This is a genomic window from Microbacterium sp. CnD16-F (assembly GCF_024124465.1).
In the GTDB taxonomy this organism is placed as follows: domain Bacteria; phylum Actinomycetota; class Actinomycetes; order Actinomycetales; family Microbacteriaceae; genus Microbacterium; species Microbacterium gawkjiense.
In genome coordinates this window covers 26,186-48,276 of sequence record NZ_JAMXSA010000018.1, presented here as the reverse complement: position 1 = coordinate 48,276, position 22,091 = coordinate 26,186, and the positions used below count along the sequence as shown (strand labels likewise).

Sequence of the window (22,091 nt, the reverse complement as noted above, 5' to 3'; positions counted from 1 at the left end):
CCGACCACCCCTGCGCGGCGTCGACGGCGTCGAAACCGCCCCGCGCGACGCGGAACCCGACGTCGTCGTGCGTCATCCGCGGTCCCCCGCCGCGGCGGGTGCCGGCCCGCACGCTCCAGGCGTCGTCGGCGAACCCGCCGCCGCGGAACACGCGGTAGTCGTCGTAACGCTCCGTGTCGAGGAAGTCCCAGCACCACTCCCAGACGTTGCCGAGGGTGTCGAACAGTCCGTTGAGGTTGGGCAGCTTGCCGCCGACCGGCTGCGGCGCGCTCACCCCGTCGGCCGCCGTCCACGCGATCTCGGCCAGCGGGCCGTAGTGCGGCCCCGTCGACCCGGCGCGGCAGGCGTACTCCCACTCGGCTTCGGTCGGCAGCCGGAAGCCGTCGCTGTCGACGTGCCACCGCACCTCTTCGCCGTCGACGGCGTACGCGGGGTCGAGGCCCTCCCACTCCGACAGCGCGTTGCAGAACCGCACGGCGCGCAGCCAGCTGACCTCGACGGCGGGACGCCGCGGATGGGATGCCGCGATCCCCAGCACCTCGGAGAGCTGCTCCTCCATGACGGGATAGACCCCGATCTCGAACGGTTCGAGCTCGACGGTCCAGCGCGTGCGACGGCGCGCGTCGTGGAGCTCCACGCGCCCGGCGGGGATGCGGGCGAGCTCGACGTCGCTCACGGCAGCGCCGTCGGACCGTCGCCGATCGAGGGGGCGGTCTCGGTGAGCGCGCGGTCGATCGTCGTGTGGACGAGGGCGGAGAGGTAGCGCGACGGATCCTCGACACCCGCGGCGCGGAGCAGGTCGGCGGACTGCCGCACGATCGACGAGGAGAACGTCGTGGCGGTGGCGATCGCCTCGCCGTAGGCGGCGCGCTCGGCGTCCGTGACCACGACGGGCTCGCACCCCATCTCGACGGCGAGCGCCTGCGCGATCGGCATCACGGCGGCCGGTGCGGTCACCGCCGCGTAGGCGTCCTTCAGAGCGCGGAGGTCCGTCGACGTGCCGGTGAAGGCGATGGCGGGGTGGATGGCGACGGGGATCGCGCCGCGCGACGCGGCGGGACCGAGCACCTGTATGCCGTGAGCGGCATCGGTGTGCATCACGATCTGCCCGACCTGCCAGGCCCCGACCTCGGCAAGGCCCGCGACGAGGGCGGGCAGCTCGTCGTGCGGGACGGCGAGGACGACGAGTTCGCTGCGGCGGACGACCTCCTCCGCGCTCAGCCGGGGGAGGTCGGGGAGGATCGCGTCGACGCGATCGTCGTCCGAACCCGACGTGATGCCGGTGAGGGCATGCCCGGCGCCCGCGAGGGCGGCACCGACCACGGGACCGACGCGTCCCGCGCCGATCACCCCCACGCCGAGGCGGCCGTCCCGCGTCACGGTTGCTCGTCCTCCGCCCGGGCGGGTGCGACGACGGGCGCGGCGGTGTCGGGCGCGGCGGTGTCCGGCGCGGACCCCGCCGCATCCACCCCCGCGGCATCCTCCTCATCCGCAGCCGGGCTCACCGATTCCGCGGATGCCGCAGCCACGGCCGCCGCGGTGATGTCGTTCCAGAGCGCGTACGCCTCTTCATGGTCGAGCGAGGCGACGGTGCCCGACACCGGGCCGAGCACGGTGTGGCCGGTGAGCCCGGCGAGGCCCAGCCGGCGGTCGAGGGGGCCCTGCGAGATGCGTACGGACTGCAGGCGCGCGAGCGGCAGGATGGTGAGCTTCGGCCAGAGGCGCCCGGTGCGCACGAGCAGGGCCTGCGGCAGGACGAGGATGCCGTTGCGTCGCCAGGTGAGCGGGTCGATGACGCGCGCGCGAGCCGGCGACGTCGTGTACCCGTCGCCCGCGGCGGGGCCGTGGAGGCCCGCGTCGAGCAGCGCCGCGTCGATCGGGACCGACGGGAGCAGCAGGCGCAGGACGCGCTCGACGTCCGCCTGCGTCCCGATGGGCAGCACGTCGCCCATCTGCGCCGCCGACGTGTCGCCCGCCGAACGTCCCGAGATCTGGTTGATGCGGATGCGGTACCACCCGCCCCAACGCCACAGCAGCGGCTGACGGACGTCGACGGCGTGGATGCGGCCGGGCGGCAGCGTCTCGGTCACCGTCGTGAGCAGCCCGAAGGTCACCCGGACGCCCGAGGCCGACGGGGCGATCGAGTAGCGGACCGTCCGGACGAAGCGGCGCACGGCGTACGCGCCGAAGGCGATGGCGGTGGGGATCGAGGCGCCGAGCGCCGGGACGATCCACACCGGCTGCAGCACGAGCCCGACGATCACGGCGATCACCACGAGGACGAAGCTGATCGTCGATCCCGACAGCAGCCCCGCCAGGATGAGGCGTGACATCGGCACGCGGACGATGGATTCCGCTTCGGTGCCGTCGTCCTCGACGCCGTCGATGATCTCGGAGATCCCCGCCGTCACCCGCGAGGTGAGCGGACCGCCCGCCGCGGTGCGGGCCGCGGCATCCTTCGTCCGGTGTCCGGACGCGAGGCGCAGGATGTCGCCGCGCACCGTCTCGGCGTTCGCCGTCGACAGGTACTCGAGCTTGACGTTCGCGTCGAGACCCGCGCCGACGACCTCGAGCTTGGCCAGCGCGACGAGCCGGGCGAGCGCGGGCCGGGTGAGGTTCACACCCTGCACCCGGTCGAGGGGTGCGCGCCGGTGCGTGCGGAACAGCACACCGCTGCGCACCTCGACCTCGTCGCCCGTGATGCGGAAGGTGTGGAAGCGCCACGCCATCCAGAACAGGGCGACCAGCACGATCAGCCCGACGACCACGGCGACGATCGCCTGGACGGCGATGCCGTTCTGCAGCACGAAGTCGACCGGGTCCTCCTCGTCCCACCGGAAGCCCTCCGGCAGGAAGAACGAGATGAGCCGGTCGCGCAGGTTCGCGATCAGGATGCCGATGATGACGAGGAGCGTCAGCCCGCCGCGCAGCAGCGGCGACAGCGGATGCAGCCGGTGCCATTCGCCGTCGCTCATCTCGGACCGCACCGCGGCGGGCGGCGGCGCGGGCACGCCGACGTCCGCCGGAGCGGCCGGCTGCGGGTCGAGGTCGCTCACAGGCCGGTCCGCCGGGTCTCGGCCACCTCGATGAGGGTGTCGCGCAGCGCCTCAGCGTCCTTCTGCGGCAGCCCGGGGATCGTCACACCGGTGGATGCCGCGGCGGTGACGAGCTTCAGCTGGGCGATGCCCAGCATCCGGTCCAGCGGGCCGTGCGTGATGTCGACGAGCTGCAGCCGACCGTAGGGCACCGACACCATGCGCTGCCACAGGATGCCGCGGCGGAAGACGAGGTCGTCCTCGCGCAACTGGTACCCGATCGAGCGCGCCTGACGCGGCGTGACGATCAACGTCACGAGGACGATGACGAAGAGGATCGAGCCGGGAATGAGAGGCCAGGTCGCCTGGAACATGAGCCAGAGGGTGAGGACCGCCGCGGCGATCAGCACCAGCAGCACCAGGTTGCCGATGACCTGCCCGAGGACGTACTTGCGCGACAGTTGCCGCCACGTGCCGTCGCCGAGCGGCAGGCGGTTCGCACCGCGCGGCTCGAGGATCCGCGAGAAGGTCGCGTCGTCAGTCGGAGTGGGAGAGTCCGTAATCGGGCTCGTCGGGTCCGGGCTGGTCGTCATCATCGTCCTTCCGGATGGTGCACAGGTGTTCGGCGACGAGGGCGCCGGCGACGAGGAGCAACCCGCCCCCCAGTGCGGCGATCACCGCACCCGTCGAGCCTAACGAGGGTGACACCGGTCGCGTGAGGACGAAGACGAGGAGGCCGCCCGCGAATCCCGCGACGAGGGCGCCGACGATGCTCGACGCCTTCGCCATCATCGCGATCCGCAGCGCCCGGAACGGATCGACCGGTGCCGCCGCCCCGACGGTCGCACGGCGCACCGGGATCGCCGCCGCGACGACCGCCACCGCGAGTGCGACGAGCAGGATCGGCAACAGGGGCGACGGGGTGAAACTGGGATGCCCCATGCCCGTCAGCACCTGGTCGACGAAGAACCCGGCGACACCCGACACGACGGCGATGGCCGCGAGCAGGAGCGGGTTCGTGCGCGTCACGACGCACCTCCGGGGAGGGCGGCGCGCAGGTCGGCCACCCGGCCGACACCGGGGAGCACCGCGTCGGGGTCGATGCGGAGCCAGGGGTCGAGGACGAAGTCCCGCTCCGCCGCCCGCGGGTGCGGCAGGACGAGCGCGGGGTCGTCGGAGCGCACGTCGCCGTACGTGATGAGGTCGAGGTCGAGGGTGCGGCTCCCCCACCGCTCCCGCCGTTCGCGTCCGTGCCGCCCCTCGATGGCGTGCAGATAGCCGAGGAGCATCGTCGGGGCGAGACGGGTGTCGACGATCGCCACCGTGTTGAGGTAGCGGGGGGCGTCGGCATCCGGTCCGCCGAGAGTGATCGCGACGGACTCGACCGGCTCGGCCGCGGCGACCAGTTCGGTCAGCGGCAGTCGGCCGAGGTCGGCGATGGCCTCGGCGATCGTGGCGGCCCGCTCCCCCAGGTTCGCGCCGAGGGCGATGACCGCGCGATGGGCGGGGCCGGCGGCACGCGGCTCGCGCGGCGGTGTCCCCTCGGCCAACCGACGGCTCATGCGCGCGACCGCCGGACGGTCACGGCGACGTCGCCGAACGGGACGGGGATGGGAGCTGCCGGCTTGTGCACGGTGACGGCCACGGCCTGGACGAGCGGCCAGCCGGTGAGCACGGCGGTCGCGATGCGCTCGGCGAGCGTCTCGATGAGGTTGACCGGGTCGCCGGCGAGCAGCGCCGCCACGCGTTCGGCGACCTCGCCGTAGTGCACGGTGTCGACGACGTCGTCGCTGGCCGCGGCCGGTGCGAGCGACAGCGAGAGCACGAGGTCGGCGACGAACTCCTGACCGTCGCGGCGTTCGTGGTCGTAGACGCCGTGATACCCCGTGGCACGGATGCCGGTGATCGCGATCTCGTCGGTCATCGCTCCCCCTCCCACGCCGCGCGCACCGCGAGCGCGAGGCGTGTGGCGGCGACGTCGTGCACGCGCACCGCCCACACCCCCGCCTGCGCGGCGAGGACGCTCGTGACGGCGGTCGCGAGGTCCAGGTCGTCCTCGCCCGCGAGCTCGATGCCCGCGCCGGCGGCGGCGACCGCCAGCATCCGCTTGCGACTCGTCCCGACGAGCACCCGGTGACCCTCGCCGATCAGGCTGGCGAGGCCGCGCACGACCAGCCAGTTCTGCTCGGGCGTCTTGCCGAAGCCGAAGCCCGGGTCGACGACGATGCGGTGATCCGGGATGCCTGCCGCCCGGGCGGCGGCGACGCGCTCACCTAGTTCGCCGACCACCTCGGCGACGATGTCGTCGTACACGGCGGTGCGGTACATGTCGGCCGAGTGCCCGCGCCAGTGCTGCAGGACGACGTCGGCCTCGGTGTCCGCGACGGCGGGGAGCATGTCGGGGTCGGCGAGGCCGCCCGACACGTCGTTGACGATGCGGGCGCCCGCGGCGACGGCGGCCATCGCGGTGCTCGCGTTCATCGTGTCGACGCTGATCGTCGCGCCGTCTTCGGCGAGGGCCTCGACGACGGGCAGTATGCGGCCCTGCTCGTCCGCGGGCGCGACGCGTTCGGCGCCCGGCCGCGTCGACTCTCCGCCGATGTCGAGCAGGTCGGCGCCGTCGAGACGCAGCGCGCGACCGTGCGCGATCGCCGCGTCGTGCGAGGCGTAGCGCCCGCCGTCGCTGAACGAGTCCGGCGTGACGTTCACGACCCCCATGACGAGGGTCATGTGCGGCCACCCGTGAGCAGGGCGATCGCCTCGGCCCGCGCCGCGGCCTCGGTGAACGCGCCGCGGGCCGCCACGGTGACGGTGGATGCCGCCGTCTGACGCCCGCCCCGCATCGTCACGCACTCGTGCACCGCGTCGAGCACGACGAGCACCCCGCGGGTGTCGATCGAGCCGGCGATCGCGTCGGCGATCTGCTCGCCCAGACGCTCCTGCACCTGCGGCCGAGCGGCGAGGATGTCGATCACCCGGGGCAGTGCGCCGAGACCGACCACCTGCTCGCCCGGCAGGTACGCGACGTGCGCGCGTCCCGCGAACGGCAGCAGATGGTGCTCGCACATCGACTGGAAGCGGATGTCGCGCAGCATGACGGCGCCCGAGGGCAGCGTGTCGGGGGCCGGCCCCCGCGTCACCGAGATCGTGTGCGCGAGGGGGGCCGCGGCATCCTCCCCCACTCCGGAGAAGAACTCCGCGTACGCGTCGGCGACGCGCTGCGGGGTGAGCTTCAGGCCCGGGCGCTCCGGATCCTCACCGATGGCCACGAGCAGTTCTCGGACCAGCTCGGCGACGCGCTCGCGGTCGACCGCCATGCGGGCCGCCTCAGGCCGTCGCGGGTCGAGCCTGCCCCGTCGCGTGGCGCGCGGGAGAGGTCTCGGCGGCCGGCTGCGCGGCCTCGGTGTTCGCCGCGACCGGCGCCTCGGCGCGGCGCGGGACCTCGACGGGAGGCAGCGTCGAGACGGGACGCTCGCTGCTCGAGAGCCACTGCGGGCGCGGCGGGAGCTTCTTGACGTCCTTGAAGATCTCGGCGAGCTCGAGGTGGTCGAGGGTCTCCTTCTCGAGGAGCGCGAGCGCGAGCCGGTCGAGGATCTCGCGGTTGTCGTTGATGACCTGGTAGGCCTCGTTGTGCGCCTGCTCGATGAGTCCGCGCACCTGGGCGTCGACGCGCTCGGCGATCCGCTCGCTGAAGTCGCGGCCGTGGCCCATGTCGCGGCCCATGAAGACCTCACCCGACGACGAGCCGAGCTTGACCGGTCCGACGTCGGTGGTCATGCCGTACTCGGTGACCATCTTCCGGGCGATGCCGGTGGCCTTCTCGATGTCGTTGGAGGCACCGGTGGTCGGGTCGTGGAAGACGATCTCCTCGGCGACACGTCCGCCCATCGCGTAGGTGAGCTGGTCCTGCAGCTCGTTGCGGGTCACGGAGTACTTGTCGTCGAGCGGCAGCACCATCGTGTAGCCGAGCGCCTTGCCGCGGGGCAGGATCGTGACCTTCGTGACGGGGTCGGTGTTGTTCATCGCGGCGGCGGCGAGGGCGTGGCCGCCCTCGTGGTACGCCGTGATGAGCTTCTCCTTGTCCTTCATGACGCGGGTGCGGCGCTGCGGACCGGCGATCACGCGGTCGATGGCCTCGTCGAGGGCGCGCATGTCGATGAGCTGCGCGTTCGAGCGGGCCGTCAGCAGGGCTGCCTCGTTGAGGACGTTGGCGAGGTCGGCACCCGTGAAGCCGGGGGTCTTGCGCGCCACGACCGACAGGTCGACCGAGGGCGAGAGCGGCTTGCCGCGACCGTGCACCTCGAGGATCTTCTGGCGCCCCTTCAGATCGGGGGCGTCGACACCGATCTGGCGGTCGAAACGGCCCGGGCGCAGCAGAGCCGGGTCGAGGATGTCGGGACGGTTCGTCGCGGCGATGACGAGCACCGACACCTTCGGGTCGAAGCCGTCCATCTCGACGAGCATCTGGTTGAGCGTCTGCTCGCGCTCGTCGTGACCGCCGCCCATGCCGGCGCCGCGGTGGCGGCCGACGGCGTCGATCTCGTCGATGAAGATGATGGCGGGCGCGTTCTCCTTCGCCTCCTTGAAGAGGTCGCGCACGCGGCTCGCACCGACACCCACGAACATCTCGACGAAGTCCGAACCTGAGATGGAGTAGAACGGCACCCCGGCCTCGCCGGCGACGGCGCGCGCGAGGAGGGTCTTACCGGTTCCAGGAGGGCCGTACAGCAGCACGCCCTTGGGGATCCGCGCACCGACGGCCTGGAACTTGGCGGGGTCGCGCAGGAAGTCCTTGATCTCCTGCATTTCTTCGATGGCCTCGTCGGACCCGGCGACGTCGGCGAAGGTGACCGTCGGGGTCTCCTTCGTCACGAGCTTGGCGCGCGACTTGCCGAACTGCATGACCTTGCTGCCGCCGCCCTGGGCGCTCGAGAGCAGCCACCAGAAGAGCAGACCGAGGATGAGGATGGGGAGGAGGATCGAGATGAGGCTGCCGAACCAGCTCGTCTGCGGCACGACGTCGTTATAGCCGTCCTTCGGAGCAGCCGAGTCCACCGCCTGCACGACCGCGTCGGCGCGCTCGGCCACGTAGTAGAACTGCACGTTCGTCGCGCCCTCGAACGGCTCGCTGAGGGTGAGGTCGACCCGCTGGTCACCGTCGGTCAGGGTCGCCTGCGTCACGGTGTCGCCGCCGAGGAGCTTCAGGCCCTCCTGCGTCGTGATGCTGCGGGCACCCGTCAGGTTGGTGATGAGGGTCATCCCGACGATCAAGAGCACGCCGATGAGAACCACGTAGACGAACGGGTTGCGGGAGAGCTTCTTGACGTTCATGGTGCGTTCAGGCTACCCCCGCAGGGCTATGCGGGGTCTGTGCGTTCGTTTTCGGCGTACCGCGCGGAATCAGGCGTAGACGTGGGGTGCGAGGACCGCCACGTCGCGGAGGTTGCGGTACTTCTCCGCGAAGTCGAGTCCGTAGCCGACGACGAACTCCACGGGGATGTCGAAGCCGACGTAGCGGCAGTCGATCTCGACCTTGGCGGCCTCGGGCTTGCGAAGCAGCGCGAGCACCTCGATCGACGCCGCGCCGCGTGACGCGAAGTTCTCGAGCAGCCAGCTGAGGGTGAGGCCCGAGTCGATGATGTCCTCGACGATCAGGACGTGCTTGCCCGAGATGTCGGTGTCGAGGTCCTTCCGGATCTGCACGACACCGCTCGACTTCGTTCCGGCGCCGTACGACGAGACCGCCATCCAGTCCATCTCGATCGGGCGCTTGAGCGAGCGCGCGAAGTCGGCCATGACCATGACCGCGCCCTTCAGCACGCCCACGAGCAGCAGATCCTTGCCCTCGTAGTCGGCCTCCACCTGCCGCGCGAGCTGTTCGAGTTTGGCCTGGATCTCCTCCTCGGTGACGAGGACATCGGTGAGCTGGTCGGCGATCTCGGCTGCGCGCATTGCAGAAGTCTAAAGTTCGCGATCGGATGCCGGGAATCGGGCGCCCGTCCCGGCCTCGGCTCCCGTGAACTCGATCATCGCACCGATGCGGCGGGCGCGGCATCCGGGCAGGTCGATCGGACCCTGCCCCGCCCAGTCCGTCACCAGCCGCGCCACCTCGAGGGTCTGCGTGCGCGTCAGCGAGGCGTGGAACTCGCTCGCGACGACGTGCCGGATGATGCGGTGGCGCAGCGCCGGCGGGTTGGCGGCGAGCGCGGCGACCGAGACGGCGATGCCGGCCTCGGCGTGCTCGACGATGTCCTCGATGGTCTCGTCGATCATCTCGTCGAAGGCGTCGGCGTCCTCCCGCAGCTGCGCGGCCGTCCGGGCGAGCGCCTCGGCGATACCCGGGCCGAGCTCGGCCTCGAGCACGGGCAGCACCCGCTCGCGGACGCGCACACGGGTGAAGCGCGCGTCTTCGTTGTGGGGGTCGTCCCAGGGCTCGAGGCCCTGTGCGGCGCAGGCGGCCCGCGTCGTCGCGCGGCGGACGTCGAGCAGGGGCCGCAGCAGCGGCACGCCGTCGAGATCGGATGCCGCCGCCATCCCCTGCAGGCTGCCCGCCCCCGATCCGCGCGCGAGCCCCAGGAGGACGGTCTCGGCCTGGTCGTCGAGGGTGTGGGCGACGAGCACCGCGGCGGCGCGGGCGTCGCGCGCGGCATCCCGGAGCACGCGGTACCGCGCATCGCGTGCGGCGGCCTCGGGTCCGCCGTCGGCACCGACCTCGACGCGCACGACGAGCGGGTCGAGGTCGAGGCGTGCGGCCGCGCGCGCGGCGCGGGCGGCGACCTCCGCCGAGTCCGGCTGCAGACCGTGGTCGACGGTGACCGAGGCGGCCCGCAGTCCGAGCTTGGGTGCCTCGAACGCGACGGCCGCGGCCAGAGCCAGCGAATCGGCGCCGCCCGACAGCCCGACGAAGACGACGGCGCCCTCCGGAAGCCCGGTCAGGGCAGCGCGGACGGCGCGACGGACCTCGGCGACGGCGGGGTTCAGGGACGGCACGGCTCCACGCTATCCGGCCGGTGTCCCGTACTCAGTCTGCGGCGCCGAGGCCTGTCGGGGCTCGCGCGTGACTCCGCGCCGGGCGGGCGCCCGCCACGGGCGTGGAGACTGCATACGGTGCGCGGCGGCGTGCCGAATGCAGGTGAAACCGCGGCGACAGGGGCCGAAGACGGCTGTTCGCGGCGTTTTTCCGGAGTTCGGCACACGCAGCGGCGCCAGTAGGCTGGTCGGCGCATCCCACCGGACATTCAAAGGAGCACAGGCATGGGCGCGTACGACGCCGTCATCGAGATCCCGCGCGGCAGCCGCGTGAAGTACGAGGTCGACCACGGCACGGGCCGCGTCTTCCTCGACCGCGTTCTGTTCACCCCGATGGGGTACCCCGCGAACTACGGCTTCTTCGAGAACACGCTCGGCGAGGACGGCGACCCGCTCGACGTGCTGGTCCTGCTCGACCGCGAGATCTACCCGGGCGTGCTGGCCAAGGTCCGCCCGGTCGCCGTCCTGAAGATGAGCGACGAGGCCGGCGGCGACGACAAGGTCGTCGCGGTCCTGGCGAAGGATCCGCGCTGGGCTCACATCCAGGACGTCGACGACATCGACGAGTGGACCAAGGGCGAGATCGGCCACTTCTTCGAGCGCTACAAGGACCTCGAGCCGGGCAAGTGGGTCAAGGTCGACGAGTGGGCGAACGCCGCTGAGGCCGAGCGCCTGGTCGGCGAGGCGTTCGAGCGCTTCGAGCAGCACGAGGGCGAGACCCGCACGCAGGGTGAGGGCGAGTCGCCGAACACGCTCTGACGTGAAACGAAGAGGGTCGGATGCCGCGCGGCATCCGACCCTCTGTCGTCTCGGCGGCGGGCGTCAGACGCTGATGCCGCGAGCGCGCAGGAAGGGCGCCGGGTCGATGCGGACGCCGCCGCGGTAGACCTCGAAGTGCACGTGGCAGCCGGTGGAGGCGCCGGTGCTGCCGATGTAGGCGATCGTCTGACCGGCGCGGACGCGGTCGCCGTAGCCGACGTTGTAGCCGCCGTTGATGATGTGCGCGTACCCGGTGACGGTGCCGTCGCTGTGGCGGACCTGGATGTAGTTGCCCCAGGCTCCGCTGTAGCCGGCGAAGACCACGGTGCCGGATGCCGCGGCGTAGATCGGCGAGCCGCAGGAGCTGGCGAAGTCGATGCCGCGGTGGCCGCTGGCCGTGCAGCCACCGGAACCGCAGATGCTGCCGCGCGTGCCGAACCAGGAGCTGATCCAGCCGTGGGCGGGACGCACCCACCCGGACGACTGGACGACGCCGCCGCTGCCACCGCTGCTGCTTCCGCCGCCGGACGAGCCGCCGCTGGAGGATCCCCCCGTGCTCGGCTTGGGCTTGTTGGCCGCGGCGGCCGCTGCTTCTTCGCGGCGGCGCTTCTCTTCCGCGATACGGCGGGCTTCCTCTTCGCGAGCCTTGCGGGCAGCCTCTGCGCGGGCCTTGCGGGCGGCCTCTTCGCGCGCCTTGCGGGCGGCTTCGACGCCGGCCTTGTACCCGGCGACGGTCTTGGCCGTGGTGTCGCGGAGGGCGTCGAGCTGCGCTTCGAGGACTTCGCGGTGTTCGTTCTGGGCGGCGAGGGCGGCCTGCGCGGCTTGCGCGGCATCCTGCGCGGCCTGCATCTTCTGCTCGGCCTCGATCTTGCGCTTGTCACGCTCGTCGCGGGCGACCTGGGCCTGGGCGGCGAGGCTCTTCGCGCTGTCGCGGGCGCCGACGGCCTCGGCGTAGACGTCGCGGTTGGCGCCGACGAGGCGATCCATCGTGCCGAGGCGTCCGAGCAGGTCGTCGGCGCTGGCGGACGAGTCGGAGAAGAAGAGCTCGAGGGTTGCGTCGCCCTTGCCGGAGCGGTACTGCTGCGCGGCGAGGACGCCGAGCTTCGCGGCGGACTCCTTGGCGCGGGCCTCCTCGGCGTCGGCCTTGGCCTGCAGCGCGTCGGCGCGGGCGGCGGCGTCCTCGAACGCGATGAGGGCGTCCTGGTACTCGACGCCGAGGCGCTCGGCTTCGGCCTGCTTGGCGGCGACGTCGTTCTCGAGCGACGAGATGAGGTTCTGGATGCGGGTGATCTCAGAGCCCTTGGCGGCTTCGTTGTTGCGGGCCTTCTCGACGTCGTCCCAGCTCGGGTACGAGGTGGCGGCGAAGGCGGGAAGGGCGAAGCCCAGACCGGTGGATGCCGCGGCCACACCGAGGATGCCGAGTCCCAGGGCGTTGCGTCGGCTGATGCGCGACGAGAACGATCGCATCTCGTCGGCGGTGGGCGCGCAGCCGCAATCGACGTCCGGCGCCTCGGAAAGATCGGTCACTGCACACACCCTCCCCTCGGCCAGATGGCGTGCTGATCCGCCCATCACAGTAGCAACACTGTTCACATCCGTCACAGGAAAAGTGCGGACGGGCATCGCCATCGTGCCCCGGTTCTCGCGGCGGAGGATGCTGGCGCGCCCTCGATTCGCACATTCGTCGGGGATCGCATATGCTTGACCCTCGGTAAGCGTGAGCCCCCGGGTTCGCTCGGCCCCATCGTTTAGCGGCCTAGGACGCCGCCCTTTCACGGCGGTAGCACGGGTTCGAATCCCGTTGGGGTCACTCCCACAATTTAATAAGCATGGCCCTGTAGCGCAGTTGGTTAGCGTGCCGCCCTGTCACGGCGGAGGTCGCGGGTTCAAGTCCCGTCAGGGTCGCTCCGAGCGACGAGCCCTTTGTTTTCAGAGGGCTCTTCGTCTAGGACATGGCTCTTCTGCAGCCATGAGGCTCTGTAGCTCAGTTGGTAGAGCGCACGACTGAAAATCGTGAGGTCACGGGATCGACGCCCGTCGGAGCCACACGGACCGTCGTTACAACGGTCCCAGAAACCCTCGCCTAGCTTCTACATGGCGGGGGTTTTGCTTTGCCCTGGCGTCGGTCCGCGTCATCCGGCCAGTTCGTCGAGCCAGTTCGACCTCAGCCGCAGTGCCCGTTCGGTGCTTGCCGCTGCCAGAACGAGCGTCACGGCGATGTTCGCCTCCGCGGAGAGCCGGATGGGCGACGTGAAGGTGCCGAGGTGCTGCGCGAACAGTTCGATGTGCGAGATCGTCTCGACCAACTGGGGCACGGCGATGCCGACTCCGGCGACGACGAGGACCGATGCGACGACGCCGACCACATGGCTGAGGAACGGATGCCGCCGGTGCAGCGCCGCGCGCCGTCCTTCTGCGGACCGCGGGTGCGGCGTCAACTGTCGTTCCTCCCCTTCCGTCGAGACGAAATGGCATCGTCGGAGCCCGAAGGAGTTCGCGGCGACCTCGATGTGGCCGCCGGGGACGGCGAATCGTGCCGGCAGCCGGGAGACGGCATCCAGCGCGCCGTCTCGGTAGAGCCGCGCCCGCACCTCGCCGTCATCCCGGTCCCCCCACTGGCGAACGTCGACCGTGAAGACGGACGTGGATCCGTTCGCACCGGGGAGCGTGATGGCGAACGTCGACCTGCCGAGCGCCTGCCACCACCGGTAGGGATCGAGGGGACGGCCGTCCCCCGCGCGGACCCGCCGTTCGGCGATGCGCTGCCGCCAGGTCGCCATCAGGCAGCACCACCGAGCAGCCACTGGCTGAGCGGATGGACCAGGTACAGCAGGGAGTACGCCTCCCAGATCGCTCCGACGACCAGGAGGATCAGCGCCGGCACTGCCAAGAGGCCGATGCTCTCGAGTCCTCGGACATACCCGTCCCGGTGCCGCTGCACCCCGACACTGCGCGGACGCAGCCAGCTGCGGCCCAGGATCCACGCGCCGAGCAGGAAGAGGACGTAGGCCTGCAGTTCGATCAGGACGGTGAGCGCGTGAGGGATGAGCGCGACCCAGCCGACGGCCGTGGTCTGCACGAGCGTGACCCCCGTCTCCACCGCCCACCACCCGAACAGCGCGAGACCCGCGAAGGGGACCAGCAGCGATGGCAGCACGATGGTGGCGAGGCTGAGGCGGAACAGGTTCACCGCGAAGATCAGCAGGGCGAAGAGGGGAGCCGAGGAGACCACCGACCTCACCACGTCGGCCGTGCCGTCGGATTCGAGCGCGTCCGCGCGGGCGGTGTTCAGCTCGGGGAGAAGCAGCCCGAGCGCGAAACCGACGAGGACGAGGCCGTATGCGGCGACGTTGAGGAGCACGTAGGCGCGCGCGTTCGTCCGGATGAGGTGGCCCGGCCGGCGCCAGAACGGCAGGGCGGACGAGGCTACGGGGACCATGGATGTGCGAAAAGGCATGCATCCATCCCACGCCGCCGGTGACGATCGCGGCAGTGCCGAGCTGTCACCGGTTCGCGTGACATTTGTCAGCCGGAGCCGGGAGATTCACCGCCCGCAACCAGAGCCCGTACGACCGCCGGGCGGAGACGATTGACCCTCTGGGAAACAGCGACCCTCCGAACCCGGAGTGTGGATCGTCCAATCGCGGCCGGTGCTCATGCCGCCGCATCCTGACACAGGTCCGAGACGGTCGATAGCCTCACAGGATGACTCGCACGACCGCCGCCTACACGAACCGGGCGACGGAGTACGTCGAGGCGCTCGGCTCGGTCGGGGCGATGCACGAAGCGGATCGCCGCCTCATCGAGATGTGGGGAGCCGCGGCATCCGGTCGACTCATCGACGCGGGCTGCGGGCCGGGGCACTGGACGCAGCACCTCGCGGAGCGGGGCGCCGACCGCGGGATCGACCTTGTGCCGGAGTTCATCGACCACGCTCGCGCTACCCACCCGGGCATCCGGTTCGACGTCGAGAGCATCGAGTCGATGGACGAACCGGATGCCGCGATCGGCGGCATCCTGGTTTGGTTCTCGACGATTCACCACGAGCCGAGCGACATCGCGGTTCCGCTCGCCGAGTTCGCTCGCGTGCTGCGGCCCGGCGGGTCGCTGCTGCTCGGCTACTTCGACGCGGATGAGACGGAGGCGTTCGACCACGCCATCGCGCGGGCCTACCGCTGGAAGGCGACCGACCTCGAGCGCGTTCTCGGTGTGGCCGGATTCGAGGTCATCGAGATTCACCGCCGCGCCGAACCCGGCGCACGACCCGTCGGGGCGCTGATCGCCGAGCTGCGGAACTGAGCCTCACCGCGGCTCCGTCACCCGCACCAGCCCGCAGTTCAGGCACGACCACGCGACGGTGAAGCGCTCGTCGTCGAGGATCTCGAAGCGCAGCGGATCGCCGCAGGTGGGGCAGCTGACCGCCGGACGCTCGCTCACGGATCGAGCCTAAGCGCGGGGCGACAAGACCAGCCCGGCTACCCTGATCGCATGCCGCCCCTCCTCAGTGCTCAACGGCGGTCGCGCCTCGTCGAGATGCTGGCCGAGTCCGGCAGCATCCGCCTCGAACCCGCCGCCGACCCGCTCGGGGTCTCGGTCATGACGGTGCGCCGCGACCTCGACGACCTCGGGGGTCGTTCCTCGTCGCGAAGGCGGCGGCGAAGGCGCTCATCGAGCAGAAGATGGGCGGCGACGTCATCTACATCTCGTCGAAGAACTCGGTCTTCGCCGGCCCGAACAACATCGCGTACTCGGCCGCGAAGGCCGACCAGGCCCACCAGGTGCGCCTGCTGGCCGTCGAGCTCGGCGAGCACGGCGTGCGCGTGAACGGCATCAACCCCGACGGCGTCGTGCGCGGCTCGGGCATCTTCGCCGCCGGCTGGGGCGCCAACCGCGCCGCGACCTACGGGGTGAAGGAAGAGGACCTCGGCCAGTTCTACGCGAACCGCACGATCCTCAAGCGCGAGGTCGTCCCCGAGAACGTCGCCGACGCGGTCTACGTCCTCACCGGCCCCGAGCTCTCGCGCACCACCGGCCTGCACATCCCCGTGGACTCCGGCGTCGCCGCCGCCTTCCTGCGTTAAACACGGCCCGCGGTCGAATCACTCCAGAGGAAGATGGTCCCCATGGTGCAGCGTCAATTCCCGAAGCCCGTCGAGCTGCTCGAGCTCATGCAGTTCAAGAAGCCCGAGCTCAACGGCACGAAACGCCGACTGGATGCCGCGTACACGATCGCCGACCTGCGGAAGATCGCGAAGCGCCGCACCCCGAAGGCCGCGTTCGACTACACCGACGGCGCCGCCGAGGGCGAGACCTCGCTCGCTCGGGCGCGGCAGGCGTTCGAGGACGTCGAGTTCCACCCCGACGTGCTGCGCCCGGCGGAGAACGTCGACACCTCCGTCGAGATCCTCGGCGGACCGTCCGCGCTGCCGTTCGGCATCGCCCCGACCGGTTTCACCCGCCTCATGCAGACCGAGGGCGAGGTCGCGGGCGCGGGAGCGGCGGGGGCCGCCGGCATCCCGTTCACCCTCTCGACCCTCGGGACCACCTCGATCGAGGGCGTGCAGGCCGCCAACCCGAACGGGCGCAACTGGTTCCAGCTGTACGTCATGCGCGATCGCGAGATCTCGTACGGGCTCGCGAAGCGCGCCGCCGAGGCCGGGTTCGACACGCTGCAGTTCACCGTCGACACCCCCGTCGCCGGCGCGCGCCTGCGCGACAAGCGCAACGGCTTCTCGATCCCGCCGCAGCTCACCCTCGGCACGATCGTCAACGCGATCCCGCGGCCGTGGTGGTGGATCGACTTCCTCACGACCCCCAAGCTCGAGTTCGCCTCGCTGTCGGCGACGGGCGGCACGGTCGGCGACCTGCTCAACGCCGCGATGGACCCTACGATCAGCTACGAGGACCTGAAGGTCATCCGCGAGATCTGGCCCGGCAAGATCGTCATCAAGGGCGTGCAGAACGTCGAGGACTCGAAGCGCCTCATCGACCACGGCGTCGACGGCATCATCCTCTCGAACCACGGCGGGCGCCAGCTCGACCGGGCACCCATCCCCTTCCACCTGCTGCCCACCGTGGTGCGCGAGGTCGGCAAGGACGCGACGATCATGGTCGACACCGGCATCATGAACGGCGCCGACATCGTCGCCGCGATAGCGCTCGGCGCGAAGTTCACGCTCATCGGCCGCGCGTACCTCTACGGCCTCATGGCGGGCGGCCGGGCGGGCGTCGACAAGACGATCGAGATCCTCCGCAGCGAGATCGAGCGCACGATGAAGCTCCTCGGCGTCGCCTCGATCGCCGAGCTCGAGCCGCGGCACGTGACCCAGCTCACCCGCCTCGCGCCGATGCCCCGTACCGACGTCTGAGCCCGCGCGCTAGCCTGGCGCGGTGAGCGCAGCGGACGAGACCGGACCCTTCTTCCACGGCACGAAGGCCGACCTGCGGATCGGTGATCTGCTGGTCGCGGGGCGACGCTCGAACTACCGGCCGTCGATCGTGATGAACCACATCTACTTCACGGCGCAGCGCGACGGCGCGGCCCTCGCGGACTGGAAGCGCCGGATCACCGCGATCGAGGAGTCCGGCGGCGAGATCATCAACTGATGGCCGGCGTCATCCGCTTCTGCCGCAGCCGCAACGCGGGCCGCCGGTGCACCCGCCCGCTCGACCACCCCGGCCTGCACCGGCACCGCACGATCATGTGGACGGATGCCGCCGCCGACCCCGCCGGATGCCCCGGCTCCGGTCGACCCGGCGAGCCCGCCGCAGCACTCGCGGACGGCTGGCCCTCCGGGCGCGCCCTCTGCCCCGTGTGCCACCGCTTCGTCCCCCTCGAAGACGGCAGGCTCACCGCGCACGAGACGTCGGATCCGCACGAGACGGATGCCGAGACCGCCCACCGCCGGGAGTGGCTCAACACCCACGGCTGGTGACGGCCCCCGTGTCCCGGCTGCGTGACATGCTGGCGGGATGCGCATCGCCGTCACAGGGTCCTCCGGCAAGCTCGGCACGGTCGTCGTCCGCGAACTCCGGGCCGCCGGTCACGAGGTCATCGGCTTCGACGTCCACGGCCGGCGCGGACCCGGCTTCGTCCAGGTCGACCTGACCGACTACGGCCAGGTCATCGACGCGCTGACCGCGGTCGGCGACCAGCACGACGGCGTCGACGCGCTCGTGCACCTCGCGGCGATCCCGGCCCCCGGCATCCGCTCGGACGTCGCGACCTTCCACAACAACATCGCGAGCACGTTCAACGTGTTCTGGGCGGCGCTGCGGATCGGCATCACGAAGATCGTCTACGCCTCGAGCGAGACCGTGCAGGGGCTGCCGTTCGACGTCCCGCCGCCCTACATCCCCGTCGACGAGGACTACCCCGCGCGCCCCGAGTCGGTGTACTCGCTCGTGAAGCACCTCGAGGAGCAGATGGCGATCCAGCTGACGCGCTGGTACCCGGCGGCATCCATCACCGCTCTGCGGTTCTCGAACGTGATGGTGCCGGAGGACTACGCGGAATTCCCCTCCTTCGACGCCGACGCCCGCGGCCGCAAGTGGAACCTGTGGAGCTACATCGACGCGCGCGACGGTGCGCAGGCGGTCGCGCGGGCCCTCGAGGTCGCGCCCGCCGGGTTCGACCACTTCCTCATCGCCGCCGCCGACACCGTCATGAGCCGCCCGAACGACGAGCTGGTCGCCGAGGTGTTCCCGGATGCCGAGACGCGCGGCGACCTCGGCACGCACGATTCGCTGTTCTCGACCGCGAAGGCGCAGCGCCTGCTCGGCTACCGGCCGCAGCACTCCTGGCGCGACCACGTGAGCTGAGAGGTCAGCCGCCGAACTCGGCGTAGACCGCGATCTCGGTGTGGTTCCACGCGCAGGTCTCGGCGATCGGCCGGTGCACCTCCCAGAACTCCTGCACCTCCGTCATCCCACCCGGGATCGGCGAGCGCTCCGCGAGCACGTCGCGCATGGCGGCGAAGCCGTCGGCGAGCGACGTGTCCGACGCGTCGGCGAGCGCGGCGGCCGCCCGTGCCGCGGCATCCACCCGTGTGTTCCATTCGTCGGCTCCGAACGCGGCGTAGAAGCCGTAGCCGTCGTCGGCGTTCGAGACCTGGCTGTACACCTGCGAGTACGCCTCGCACTCCTCGACCAGGTCGGCATCCTGCACGAACGGCTCGGACGAGTAGGTGACGGAGAGGGTCCACCCGACCTCCGGCCCGATCGACAGCCACAGCATCCCCGACGATCCGTACGTCCAGGGCCAGGCCAGGGTGCGGGAGCCGTCGCACTCGCCCGACAGCGGCGCCTGGCCGAGCATCATCGCGTCGCCCAGCTCGGCGATGAAGTGCGACGGGGCGTCGCAGGAGAGGTCGACGAGTACGGAACGCGCGGCCGCGGGCACGGCCAGCGGCACCCGCTCCTCGGTCCGAGGGCCGACGCCCGACACGGTCTGCTCGCCGACGATGATCGGCCCGTCGGACGGGATCACCACGGGGGTCGACACCGGGGTCGGGACGGGGCTCGCCTCGGGGGTCGGCTCGATCGCCGCCTCCGCGACACTCCGAGCCTCCGTCGCGGTCGCGACGCACCCCGTCGTCAGGACCAGCGCCGCGACGGTGAGGACGAGACCGCTCCACACCCGGCGCGCTCGGGTGTCAGCGGCATCCCCCCAGATCATCCCCCCTGTCTAGCAGAGGGGTCAGATCGTGCGCAGCCGCGAGGCCCGGACGATCTGGATGACGCCGAGCAGGATGAGCGAGACGCCCATCCACAGCCAGAGCACGAGCGCGCCCCAGACGGGCGCGAAGAGGATGGCCACCCCCGCGACGAGGCTGAGCACCGCGAACGCAATCGTCCAGCCGCGCGACCGGGTGCCGCGGAGGGTCGTCAGCGCGACGACGCCCTCGACGATCCACAGGATCCCGACCAACGCCCCCAGGAACGCCGCGAGCGTCTCGGCTGCAAGGCCGAGGTTCGAGAAGGCGACGACACCGCCGATCACGAAGATCAGGCCCAGGGCGATGTGGCCCACGCGCGCCCACGAGCCCGCCGTGCGCGACAGCAGCCCGATGGCGACGTTCACGATACCGGCGACAACTGCCCACGCCGCGATGATCCCGGCGACGACCATCGCCGTCTTGTCCGGCCAGACGAGCATCACGATGCCGACCACGACCGCCAGCAACCCGCCGATCAGGAGGGCACCGCGGATGCCGCCCACCACCGTCCGAGCTGATCCCTGCGTGCTCATCGCGCACTCCCCTCGCCGGATGCGGCCAGGCTATCGGGCGTGCCCCTCGGCGGGAAGGCACCCGCCCCCAGCCCTCACAGGAGGTTCGCCGGGGACATCCTCAGTCCCGCCCGGGCAGGCGCCATTAGGCTGAGACGTCCCGTGCCCGCCGAGCATCGCGAGCCCCGCCATGGATCTGTCGATCATCGTTCCGACCTTCAACGAGGGTCCGAACGTCGTCGAGCTGCTGCGGCGCATCGGTGACACGCTCGACGACCGTGTCTTCGAGGTCGTCTTCGTCGACGACTCGACCGACGACACGGCCGACATCATCGCGGCAGCGGCGCGCACGTCGCCCTTCCCCGTCCGCCTGATCCACCGCGAGCAGCCGGTCGCGGGCCTCGGCGGCGCCGTCGTCGCCGGGTTCCAGGCGGCAAGCTCCCGCTGGTGCCTCGTCATGGACGGCGACCTGCAGCATCCCCCCGAGGACATCCCCCGCCTCATCGAGCGCGCCGAACGCGGCGACGTGGACGTCGTCGTCGCTTCGCGGTACGCGTCGGGCGGCACCTCGAAGGGACTCGCCGACGCGACCCGCACCGCCGTCTCGCGCGCCTCGACCGCGCTGACGAAGGCGATGTTCCCGCGCAAGCTCGCGAACTGCACCGACCCGATGACGGGGTTCTTCCTGCTCGACACGCACGCCGTCGACGTCGACGCCCTGCGCCCGCGCGGCTTCAAGATCCTGCTCGAGGTGCTCGCCCGTCGTCAGCTGCGCGTCGACGAGGTGCCCTTCGACTTCGCGCAGCGCCACGCCGGCACCTCGAAGGCGACGTTCACGCAGGGCGTCCGCTTCCTCACCCAGCTCGCGATGCTGCGCTTCGGCCGGATGTCGGCGTTCGCGCTCGTCGGCGGGTTCGGGGCCATCGCGAACCTCGTGATCATGTGGGGCCTCATCCGCCTCGGGATGGACTACGTCCCCGCCGCCGTCGTGGCGAGCGTCGTGACGATCATCACGAACTTCCTGCTGCTCGAGTACCTCGTCTTCGCCGACATGCGCTCCGAATCCGGGCGCATGCTCACCCGGTTCCTGAAGTCGTTCAGCTTCAACGGGCTCGAGGCGATCGTCCGCATCCCGGTGCTGTCGATCCTCGTCGAGGGAGCGCACATCCCGGCGGTCCTCGCCGCGGCCCTCACCCTCGTCGCCGCCTTCGTGCTGCGCTTCGTCTTCCACGCCCTCGTCGTCTACGCCCCCCGCAGATCCGGGCGCCGCGCGGCGCAACCCGACGCCGCGCCCACGGCGGTGGGCGGGCGTACGCTGGAGTGATGACCGACACGTCCGCTCAGATCACGATGTTCGGCGCCGACTGGTGCCGCGACTGCCGCCGTACGAAGGCGCAGCTCGACAGCCTCGGAGTCGACTACCGCTACATCGACCTCGAAGCCGAGCCCGACGCCGCCGATGTGGCCCGCGAGATCTCCGGTCGCACCAACATCCCCGTCGTGGTCTACCCCGACGCGACGCACCACGTCGAGCCGAGCAACGACGACGTCGCCGCGAAGCTCCGCGAACTCTCGCTCATCTGAGCCCACCCGCGCCGCCCTCGACGCGGCGCTCGCGCACCTGCGCACCGGCTCCGACCGCCACCTGGGGCGCGTACCCGGGCGGCACGATCGACGACGCGCCCAGCGGGATCGGCGTCGTGCACAACGCGCTACTGCTGGACGGGGTCGAGCGGACGGTCGTCCGCGGACCGTTCCGGCCCTTCCCGCGCTCGCTCGGACGCGGCCGGTTCTCGGTCCTGCCGAAACCGCCGTGGTTCGTCACCTCACGCACCGGACGGGCTGTGTCGGAGGGGTTCGCGCGGTTCCGCATGGACGGCCGGGTCGGGCCGCTGCTCCTCACCCTCGTGCGGGCGTTCGGCGCCTGACCCCGCCGCGTGACCGGCCGCGGCGGGCGGCGGCGGCGGGGCGGATGAACATCGGCTGACGCCGAGTTTACGAATCGCACTCGCACGCTCGCCCGGTGCGCGCTACAGTTG

27 protein-coding genes, 3 tRNA genes and 2 pseudogenes are annotated in these 22,091 nt (G+C 71.2%); 14 read left to right on the top strand and 18 right to left on the bottom strand.

The window, feature by feature from the left end:
- From NH287_RS07145 to tilS, 12 genes are all read right to left on the bottom strand, one after another.
- On the bottom strand, window positions 1–676 hold a 676-nt coding region (locus tag NH287_RS07145), incomplete at its 3' end, for an SUMF1/EgtB/PvdO family nonheme iron enzyme (protein ID WP_253035027.1).
- Complete coding sequence (locus NH287_RS07140; RefSeq protein ID WP_253035026.1) at window positions 673–1,380, bottom strand: DUF2520 domain-containing protein; 708 nt, start codon at window positions 1,378–1,380, stop codon at window positions 673–675. The genes NH287_RS07145 and NH287_RS07140, both read right to left, overlap by 4 nt.
- Complete coding sequence (locus tag NH287_RS07135) at window positions 1,377–3,056, bottom strand: PH domain-containing protein (protein ID WP_253035025.1); 1,680 nt, start codon at window positions 3,054–3,056, stop codon at window positions 1,377–1,379. Before NH287_RS07135 ends, NH287_RS07140 begins: the two co-directional genes overlap by 4 nt.
- Window positions 3,053–3,628 carry a PH domain-containing protein gene (locus NH287_RS07130; RefSeq protein ID WP_253035024.1) on the bottom strand — a complete coding sequence of 192 codons (576 nt, stop codon included), beginning with the start codon at window positions 3,626–3,628 and terminating at the stop codon, window positions 3,053–3,055. Before NH287_RS07130 ends, NH287_RS07135 begins: the two co-directional genes overlap by 4 nt.
- A complete protein-coding gene (locus tag NH287_RS07125) occupies window positions 3,573–4,064 on the bottom strand; it encodes a DUF3180 domain-containing protein (RefSeq protein WP_253035023.1) in 492 nt (163 codons plus the stop codon). Before NH287_RS07125 ends, NH287_RS07130 begins: the two co-directional genes overlap by 56 nt.
- Entirely contained in the window at window positions 4,061–4,597 is a 537-nt protein-coding gene (folK, locus tag NH287_RS07120; RefSeq protein ID WP_253035022.1) for a 2-amino-4-hydroxy-6-hydroxymethyldihydropteridine diphosphokinase, read from the bottom strand. Before folK ends, NH287_RS07125 begins: the two co-directional genes overlap by 4 nt.
- Window positions 4,594–4,959, bottom strand: coding sequence for a dihydroneopterin aldolase (gene folB / locus NH287_RS07115; protein WP_253035021.1), 366 nt, complete (start codon window positions 4,957–4,959; stop codon window positions 4,594–4,596). Before folB ends, folK begins: the two co-directional genes overlap by 4 nt.
- Window positions 4,956–5,765, bottom strand: a complete 810-nt coding sequence (gene folP, locus NH287_RS07110) for a dihydropteroate synthase (RefSeq protein WP_253035020.1) — start codon at window positions 5,763–5,765, stop codon at window positions 4,956–4,958. Before folP ends, folB begins: the two co-directional genes overlap by 4 nt.
- Window positions 5,762–6,352 carry a GTP cyclohydrolase I gene (folE, locus tag NH287_RS07105; RefSeq protein ID WP_253035019.1) on the bottom strand — a complete coding sequence of 197 codons (591 nt, stop codon included), beginning with the start codon at window positions 6,350–6,352 and terminating at the stop codon, window positions 5,762–5,764. The genes folP and folE overlap by 4 nt, the downstream gene beginning before the upstream one ends.
- 10 nt (window positions 6,353–6,362) lie before the next feature.
- Complete coding sequence (gene ftsH, locus NH287_RS07100; protein WP_253035018.1) at window positions 6,363–8,366, bottom strand: ATP-dependent zinc metalloprotease FtsH; 2,004 nt, start codon at window positions 8,364–8,366, stop codon at window positions 6,363–6,365.
- A gap of 69 nt (window positions 8,367–8,435) precedes the next feature.
- Window positions 8,436–8,987 carry a hypoxanthine phosphoribosyltransferase gene (gene hpt, locus NH287_RS07095; protein WP_253035017.1) on the bottom strand — a complete coding sequence of 184 codons (552 nt, stop codon included), beginning with the start codon at window positions 8,985–8,987 and terminating at the stop codon, window positions 8,436–8,438.
- Window positions 8,988–8,996: 9 nt separating this feature from the next.
- On the bottom strand, window positions 8,997–10,025 hold the full coding sequence (gene tilS, locus NH287_RS07090; protein ID WP_253035016.1) for a tRNA lysidine(34) synthetase TilS: 1,029 nt from the start codon (window positions 10,023–10,025) through the stop codon (window positions 8,997–8,999).
- Between the two features lie 264 nt (window positions 10,026–10,289).
- Here tilS and NH287_RS07085 point away from each other — a divergent pair, with 264 nt between their 5' ends.
- Entirely contained in the window at window positions 10,290–10,823 is a 534-nt protein-coding gene (locus NH287_RS07085; RefSeq protein ID WP_217529849.1) for an inorganic diphosphatase, read from the top strand.
- A gap of 63 nt (window positions 10,824–10,886) precedes the next feature.
- Here the strand turns inward: NH287_RS07085 and NH287_RS07080 are convergent, their stop codons facing one another.
- Window positions 10,887–12,350: a M23 family metallopeptidase gene (locus NH287_RS07080; RefSeq protein WP_253035015.1), complete on the bottom strand. Its 1,464-nt coding sequence runs from the start codon at window positions 12,348–12,350 to the stop codon at window positions 10,887–10,889.
- Window positions 12,351–12,560: 210 nt separating this feature from the next.
- Between NH287_RS07080 and NH287_RS07075 the strand changes: the two genes are divergently transcribed.
- The 3 genes from NH287_RS07075 (at window position 12,561) to NH287_RS07065 (ending at window position 12,869) form a co-directional block, all read left to right on the top strand.
- Window positions 12,561–12,633, top strand: a tRNA-Glu gene (locus NH287_RS07075).
- 21 nt (window positions 12,634–12,654) lie between these two features.
- Window positions 12,655–12,728, top strand: a tRNA-Asp gene (locus NH287_RS07070).
- Between the two features lie 68 nt (window positions 12,729–12,796).
- Window positions 12,797–12,869 (top strand) — tRNA-Phe (locus NH287_RS07065).
- A gap of 86 nt (window positions 12,870–12,955) precedes the next feature.
- On the opposite strand, the gene NH287_RS07060 is transcribed toward NH287_RS07065, so the two are convergent.
- Complete coding sequence (locus tag NH287_RS07060) at window positions 12,956–13,627, bottom strand: hypothetical protein (RefSeq protein ID WP_253035014.1); 672 nt, start codon at window positions 13,625–13,627, stop codon at window positions 12,956–12,958.
- Complete coding sequence (locus NH287_RS07055; RefSeq protein ID WP_253035013.1) at window positions 13,603–14,280, bottom strand: hypothetical protein; 678 nt, start codon at window positions 14,278–14,280, stop codon at window positions 13,603–13,605. The genes NH287_RS07060 and NH287_RS07055 overlap by 25 nt, the downstream gene beginning before the upstream one ends.
- Before the next feature lie 248 nt (window positions 14,281–14,528).
- Here NH287_RS07055 and NH287_RS07050 point away from each other — a divergent pair, with 248 nt between their 5' ends.
- On the top strand, window positions 14,529–15,122 hold the full coding sequence (locus NH287_RS07050) for a class I SAM-dependent methyltransferase (protein ID WP_253035012.1): 594 nt from the start codon (window positions 14,529–14,531) through the stop codon (window positions 15,120–15,122).
- Window positions 15,123–15,125: 3 nt separating this feature from the next.
- Here the strand turns inward: NH287_RS07050 and NH287_RS15220 are convergent, their stop codons facing one another.
- On the bottom strand, window positions 15,126–15,260 hold the full coding sequence (locus tag NH287_RS15220; protein ID WP_290440411.1) for a hypothetical protein: 135 nt from the start codon (window positions 15,258–15,260) through the stop codon (window positions 15,126–15,128).
- A 51-nt stretch (window positions 15,261–15,311) separates the two neighbouring features.
- On the opposite strand from NH287_RS15220, the pseudogene NH287_RS15355 reads away from it, so the two are divergent.
- From NH287_RS15355 to NH287_RS07025, 6 genes and pseudogenes are all read left to right on the top strand, one after another.
- Window positions 15,312–15,395, top strand: a pseudogene (locus tag NH287_RS15355) (DeoR/GlpR transcriptional regulator); the annotation flags it as partial.
- A 53-nt stretch (window positions 15,396–15,448) separates the two neighbouring features.
- A pseudogene (locus NH287_RS07045) lies at window positions 15,449–15,904 on the top strand (SDR family oxidoreductase); the annotation flags it as partial.
- Window positions 15,905–15,946: 42 nt separating this feature from the next.
- Window positions 15,947–17,191 carry an alpha-hydroxy acid oxidase gene (locus NH287_RS07040; protein ID WP_253035011.1) on the top strand — a complete coding sequence of 415 codons (1,245 nt, stop codon included), beginning with the start codon at window positions 15,947–15,949 and terminating at the stop codon, window positions 17,189–17,191.
- Window positions 17,192–17,213: 22 nt separating this feature from the next.
- Complete coding sequence (locus NH287_RS07035; RefSeq protein WP_253035010.1) at window positions 17,214–17,429, top strand: NAD(+)--rifampin ADP-ribosyltransferase; 216 nt, start codon at window positions 17,214–17,216, stop codon at window positions 17,427–17,429.
- Window positions 17,429–17,758 carry a hypothetical protein gene (locus NH287_RS07030; RefSeq protein WP_253035009.1) on the top strand — a complete coding sequence of 110 codons (330 nt, stop codon included), beginning with the start codon at window positions 17,429–17,431 and terminating at the stop codon, window positions 17,756–17,758. Before NH287_RS07035 ends, NH287_RS07030 begins: the two co-directional genes overlap by 1 nt.
- A 37-nt stretch (window positions 17,759–17,795) precedes the next feature.
- Window positions 17,796–18,644, top strand: coding sequence for an NAD(P)-dependent oxidoreductase (locus tag NH287_RS07025; RefSeq protein ID WP_253035008.1), 849 nt, complete (start codon window positions 17,796–17,798; stop codon window positions 18,642–18,644).
- A gap of 4 nt (window positions 18,645–18,648) precedes the next feature.
- Here NH287_RS07025 and NH287_RS07020 read toward each other — a convergent pair whose 3' ends face one another.
- Both NH287_RS07020 and NH287_RS07015 read right to left on the bottom strand, forming a co-directional pair.
- Entirely contained in the window at window positions 18,649–19,500 is an 852-nt protein-coding gene (locus tag NH287_RS07020; protein ID WP_253035007.1) for a hypothetical protein, read from the bottom strand.
- A 21-nt stretch (window positions 19,501–19,521) separates the two neighbouring features.
- A complete protein-coding gene (locus NH287_RS07015; protein WP_253035006.1) occupies window positions 19,522–20,073 on the bottom strand; it encodes an HdeD family acid-resistance protein in 552 nt (183 codons plus the stop codon).
- A 169-nt stretch (window positions 20,074–20,242) separates the two neighbouring features.
- On the opposite strand from NH287_RS07015, the gene NH287_RS07010 reads away from it, so the two are divergent.
- From NH287_RS07010 to NH287_RS07000, 3 genes are all read left to right on the top strand, one after another.
- Window positions 20,243–21,376, top strand: a complete 1,134-nt coding sequence (locus NH287_RS07010) for a glycosyltransferase (protein ID WP_217529870.1) — start codon at window positions 20,243–20,245, stop codon at window positions 21,374–21,376.
- Window positions 21,376–21,636, top strand: coding sequence for a glutaredoxin domain-containing protein (locus NH287_RS07005; protein ID WP_064003594.1), 261 nt, complete (start codon window positions 21,376–21,378; stop codon window positions 21,634–21,636). The genes NH287_RS07010 and NH287_RS07005 overlap by 1 nt, the downstream gene beginning before the upstream one ends.
- Window positions 21,637–21,752: 116 nt before the next feature.
- Window positions 21,753–21,980 carry a hypothetical protein gene (locus tag NH287_RS07000; protein WP_374209365.1) on the top strand — a complete coding sequence of 76 codons (228 nt, stop codon included), beginning with the start codon at window positions 21,753–21,755 and terminating at the stop codon, window positions 21,978–21,980.
- The last annotated feature ends 111 nt before the right edge of the window (window positions 21,981–22,091 follow it).

What these genes read in the sequence shown, in the direction of transcription:
- NH287_RS07010 (WP_217529870.1), top strand. Translation starts at nt 20,243, where the DNA reads ATGGATCTGTCGATCATCGTTCCGACCTTCAACGAGGGTCCGAACGTC.
- NH287_RS07015 (WP_253035006.1), bottom strand. Translation starts at nt 20,073, where the DNA reads ATGAGCACGCAGGGATCAGCTCGGACGGTGGTGGGCGGCATCCGCGGT.
- NH287_RS07005 (WP_064003594.1), top strand. Translation starts at nt 21,376, where the DNA reads ATGACCGACACGTCCGCTCAGATCACGATGTTCGGCGCCGACTGGTGC.
- NH287_RS07030 (WP_253035009.1), top strand. Translation starts at nt 17,429, where the DNA reads ATGGCCGGCGTCATCCGCTTCTGCCGCAGCCGCAACGCGGGCCGCCGG.
- NH287_RS07085 (WP_217529849.1), top strand. Translation starts at nt 10,290, where the DNA reads ATGGGCGCGTACGACGCCGTCATCGAGATCCCGCGCGGCAGCCGCGTG.
- NH287_RS07055 (WP_253035013.1), bottom strand. Translation starts at nt 14,280, where the DNA reads ATGCCTTTTCGCACATCCATGGTCCCCGTAGCCTCGTCCGCCCTGCCG.
- NH287_RS07040 (WP_253035011.1), top strand. Translation starts at nt 15,947, where the DNA reads ATGGTGCAGCGTCAATTCCCGAAGCCCGTCGAGCTGCTCGAGCTCATG.
- hpt (WP_253035017.1), bottom strand. Translation starts at nt 8,987, where the DNA reads ATGCGCGCAGCCGAGATCGCCGACCAGCTCACCGATGTCCTCGTCACC.
- NH287_RS07020 (WP_253035007.1), bottom strand. Translation starts at nt 19,500, where the DNA reads ATGATCTGGGGGGATGCCGCTGACACCCGAGCGCGCCGGGTGTGGAGC.
- NH287_RS07130 (WP_253035024.1), bottom strand. Translation starts at nt 3,628, where the DNA reads ATGACGACCAGCCCGGACCCGACGAGCCCGATTACGGACTCTCCCACT.
- folB (WP_253035021.1), bottom strand. Translation starts at nt 4,959, where the DNA reads ATGACCGACGAGATCGCGATCACCGGCATCCGTGCCACGGGGTATCAC.
- folP (WP_253035020.1), bottom strand. Translation starts at nt 5,765, where the DNA reads ATGACCCTCGTCATGGGGGTCGTGAACGTCACGCCGGACTCGTTCAGC.
- folK (WP_253035022.1), bottom strand. Translation starts at nt 4,597, where the DNA reads ATGAGCCGTCGGTTGGCCGAGGGGACACCGCCGCGCGAGCCGCGTGCC.
- NH287_RS07025 (WP_253035008.1), top strand. Translation starts at nt 17,796, where the DNA reads ATGCGCATCGCCGTCACAGGGTCCTCCGGCAAGCTCGGCACGGTCGTC.
- NH287_RS07050 (WP_253035012.1), top strand. Translation starts at nt 14,529, where the DNA reads ATGACTCGCACGACCGCCGCCTACACGAACCGGGCGACGGAGTACGTC.
- ftsH (WP_253035018.1), bottom strand. Translation starts at nt 8,366, where the DNA reads ATGAACGTCAAGAAGCTCTCCCGCAACCCGTTCGTCTACGTGGTTCTC.
- folE (WP_253035019.1), bottom strand. Translation starts at nt 6,352, where the DNA reads ATGGCGGTCGACCGCGAGCGCGTCGCCGAGCTGGTCCGAGAACTGCTC.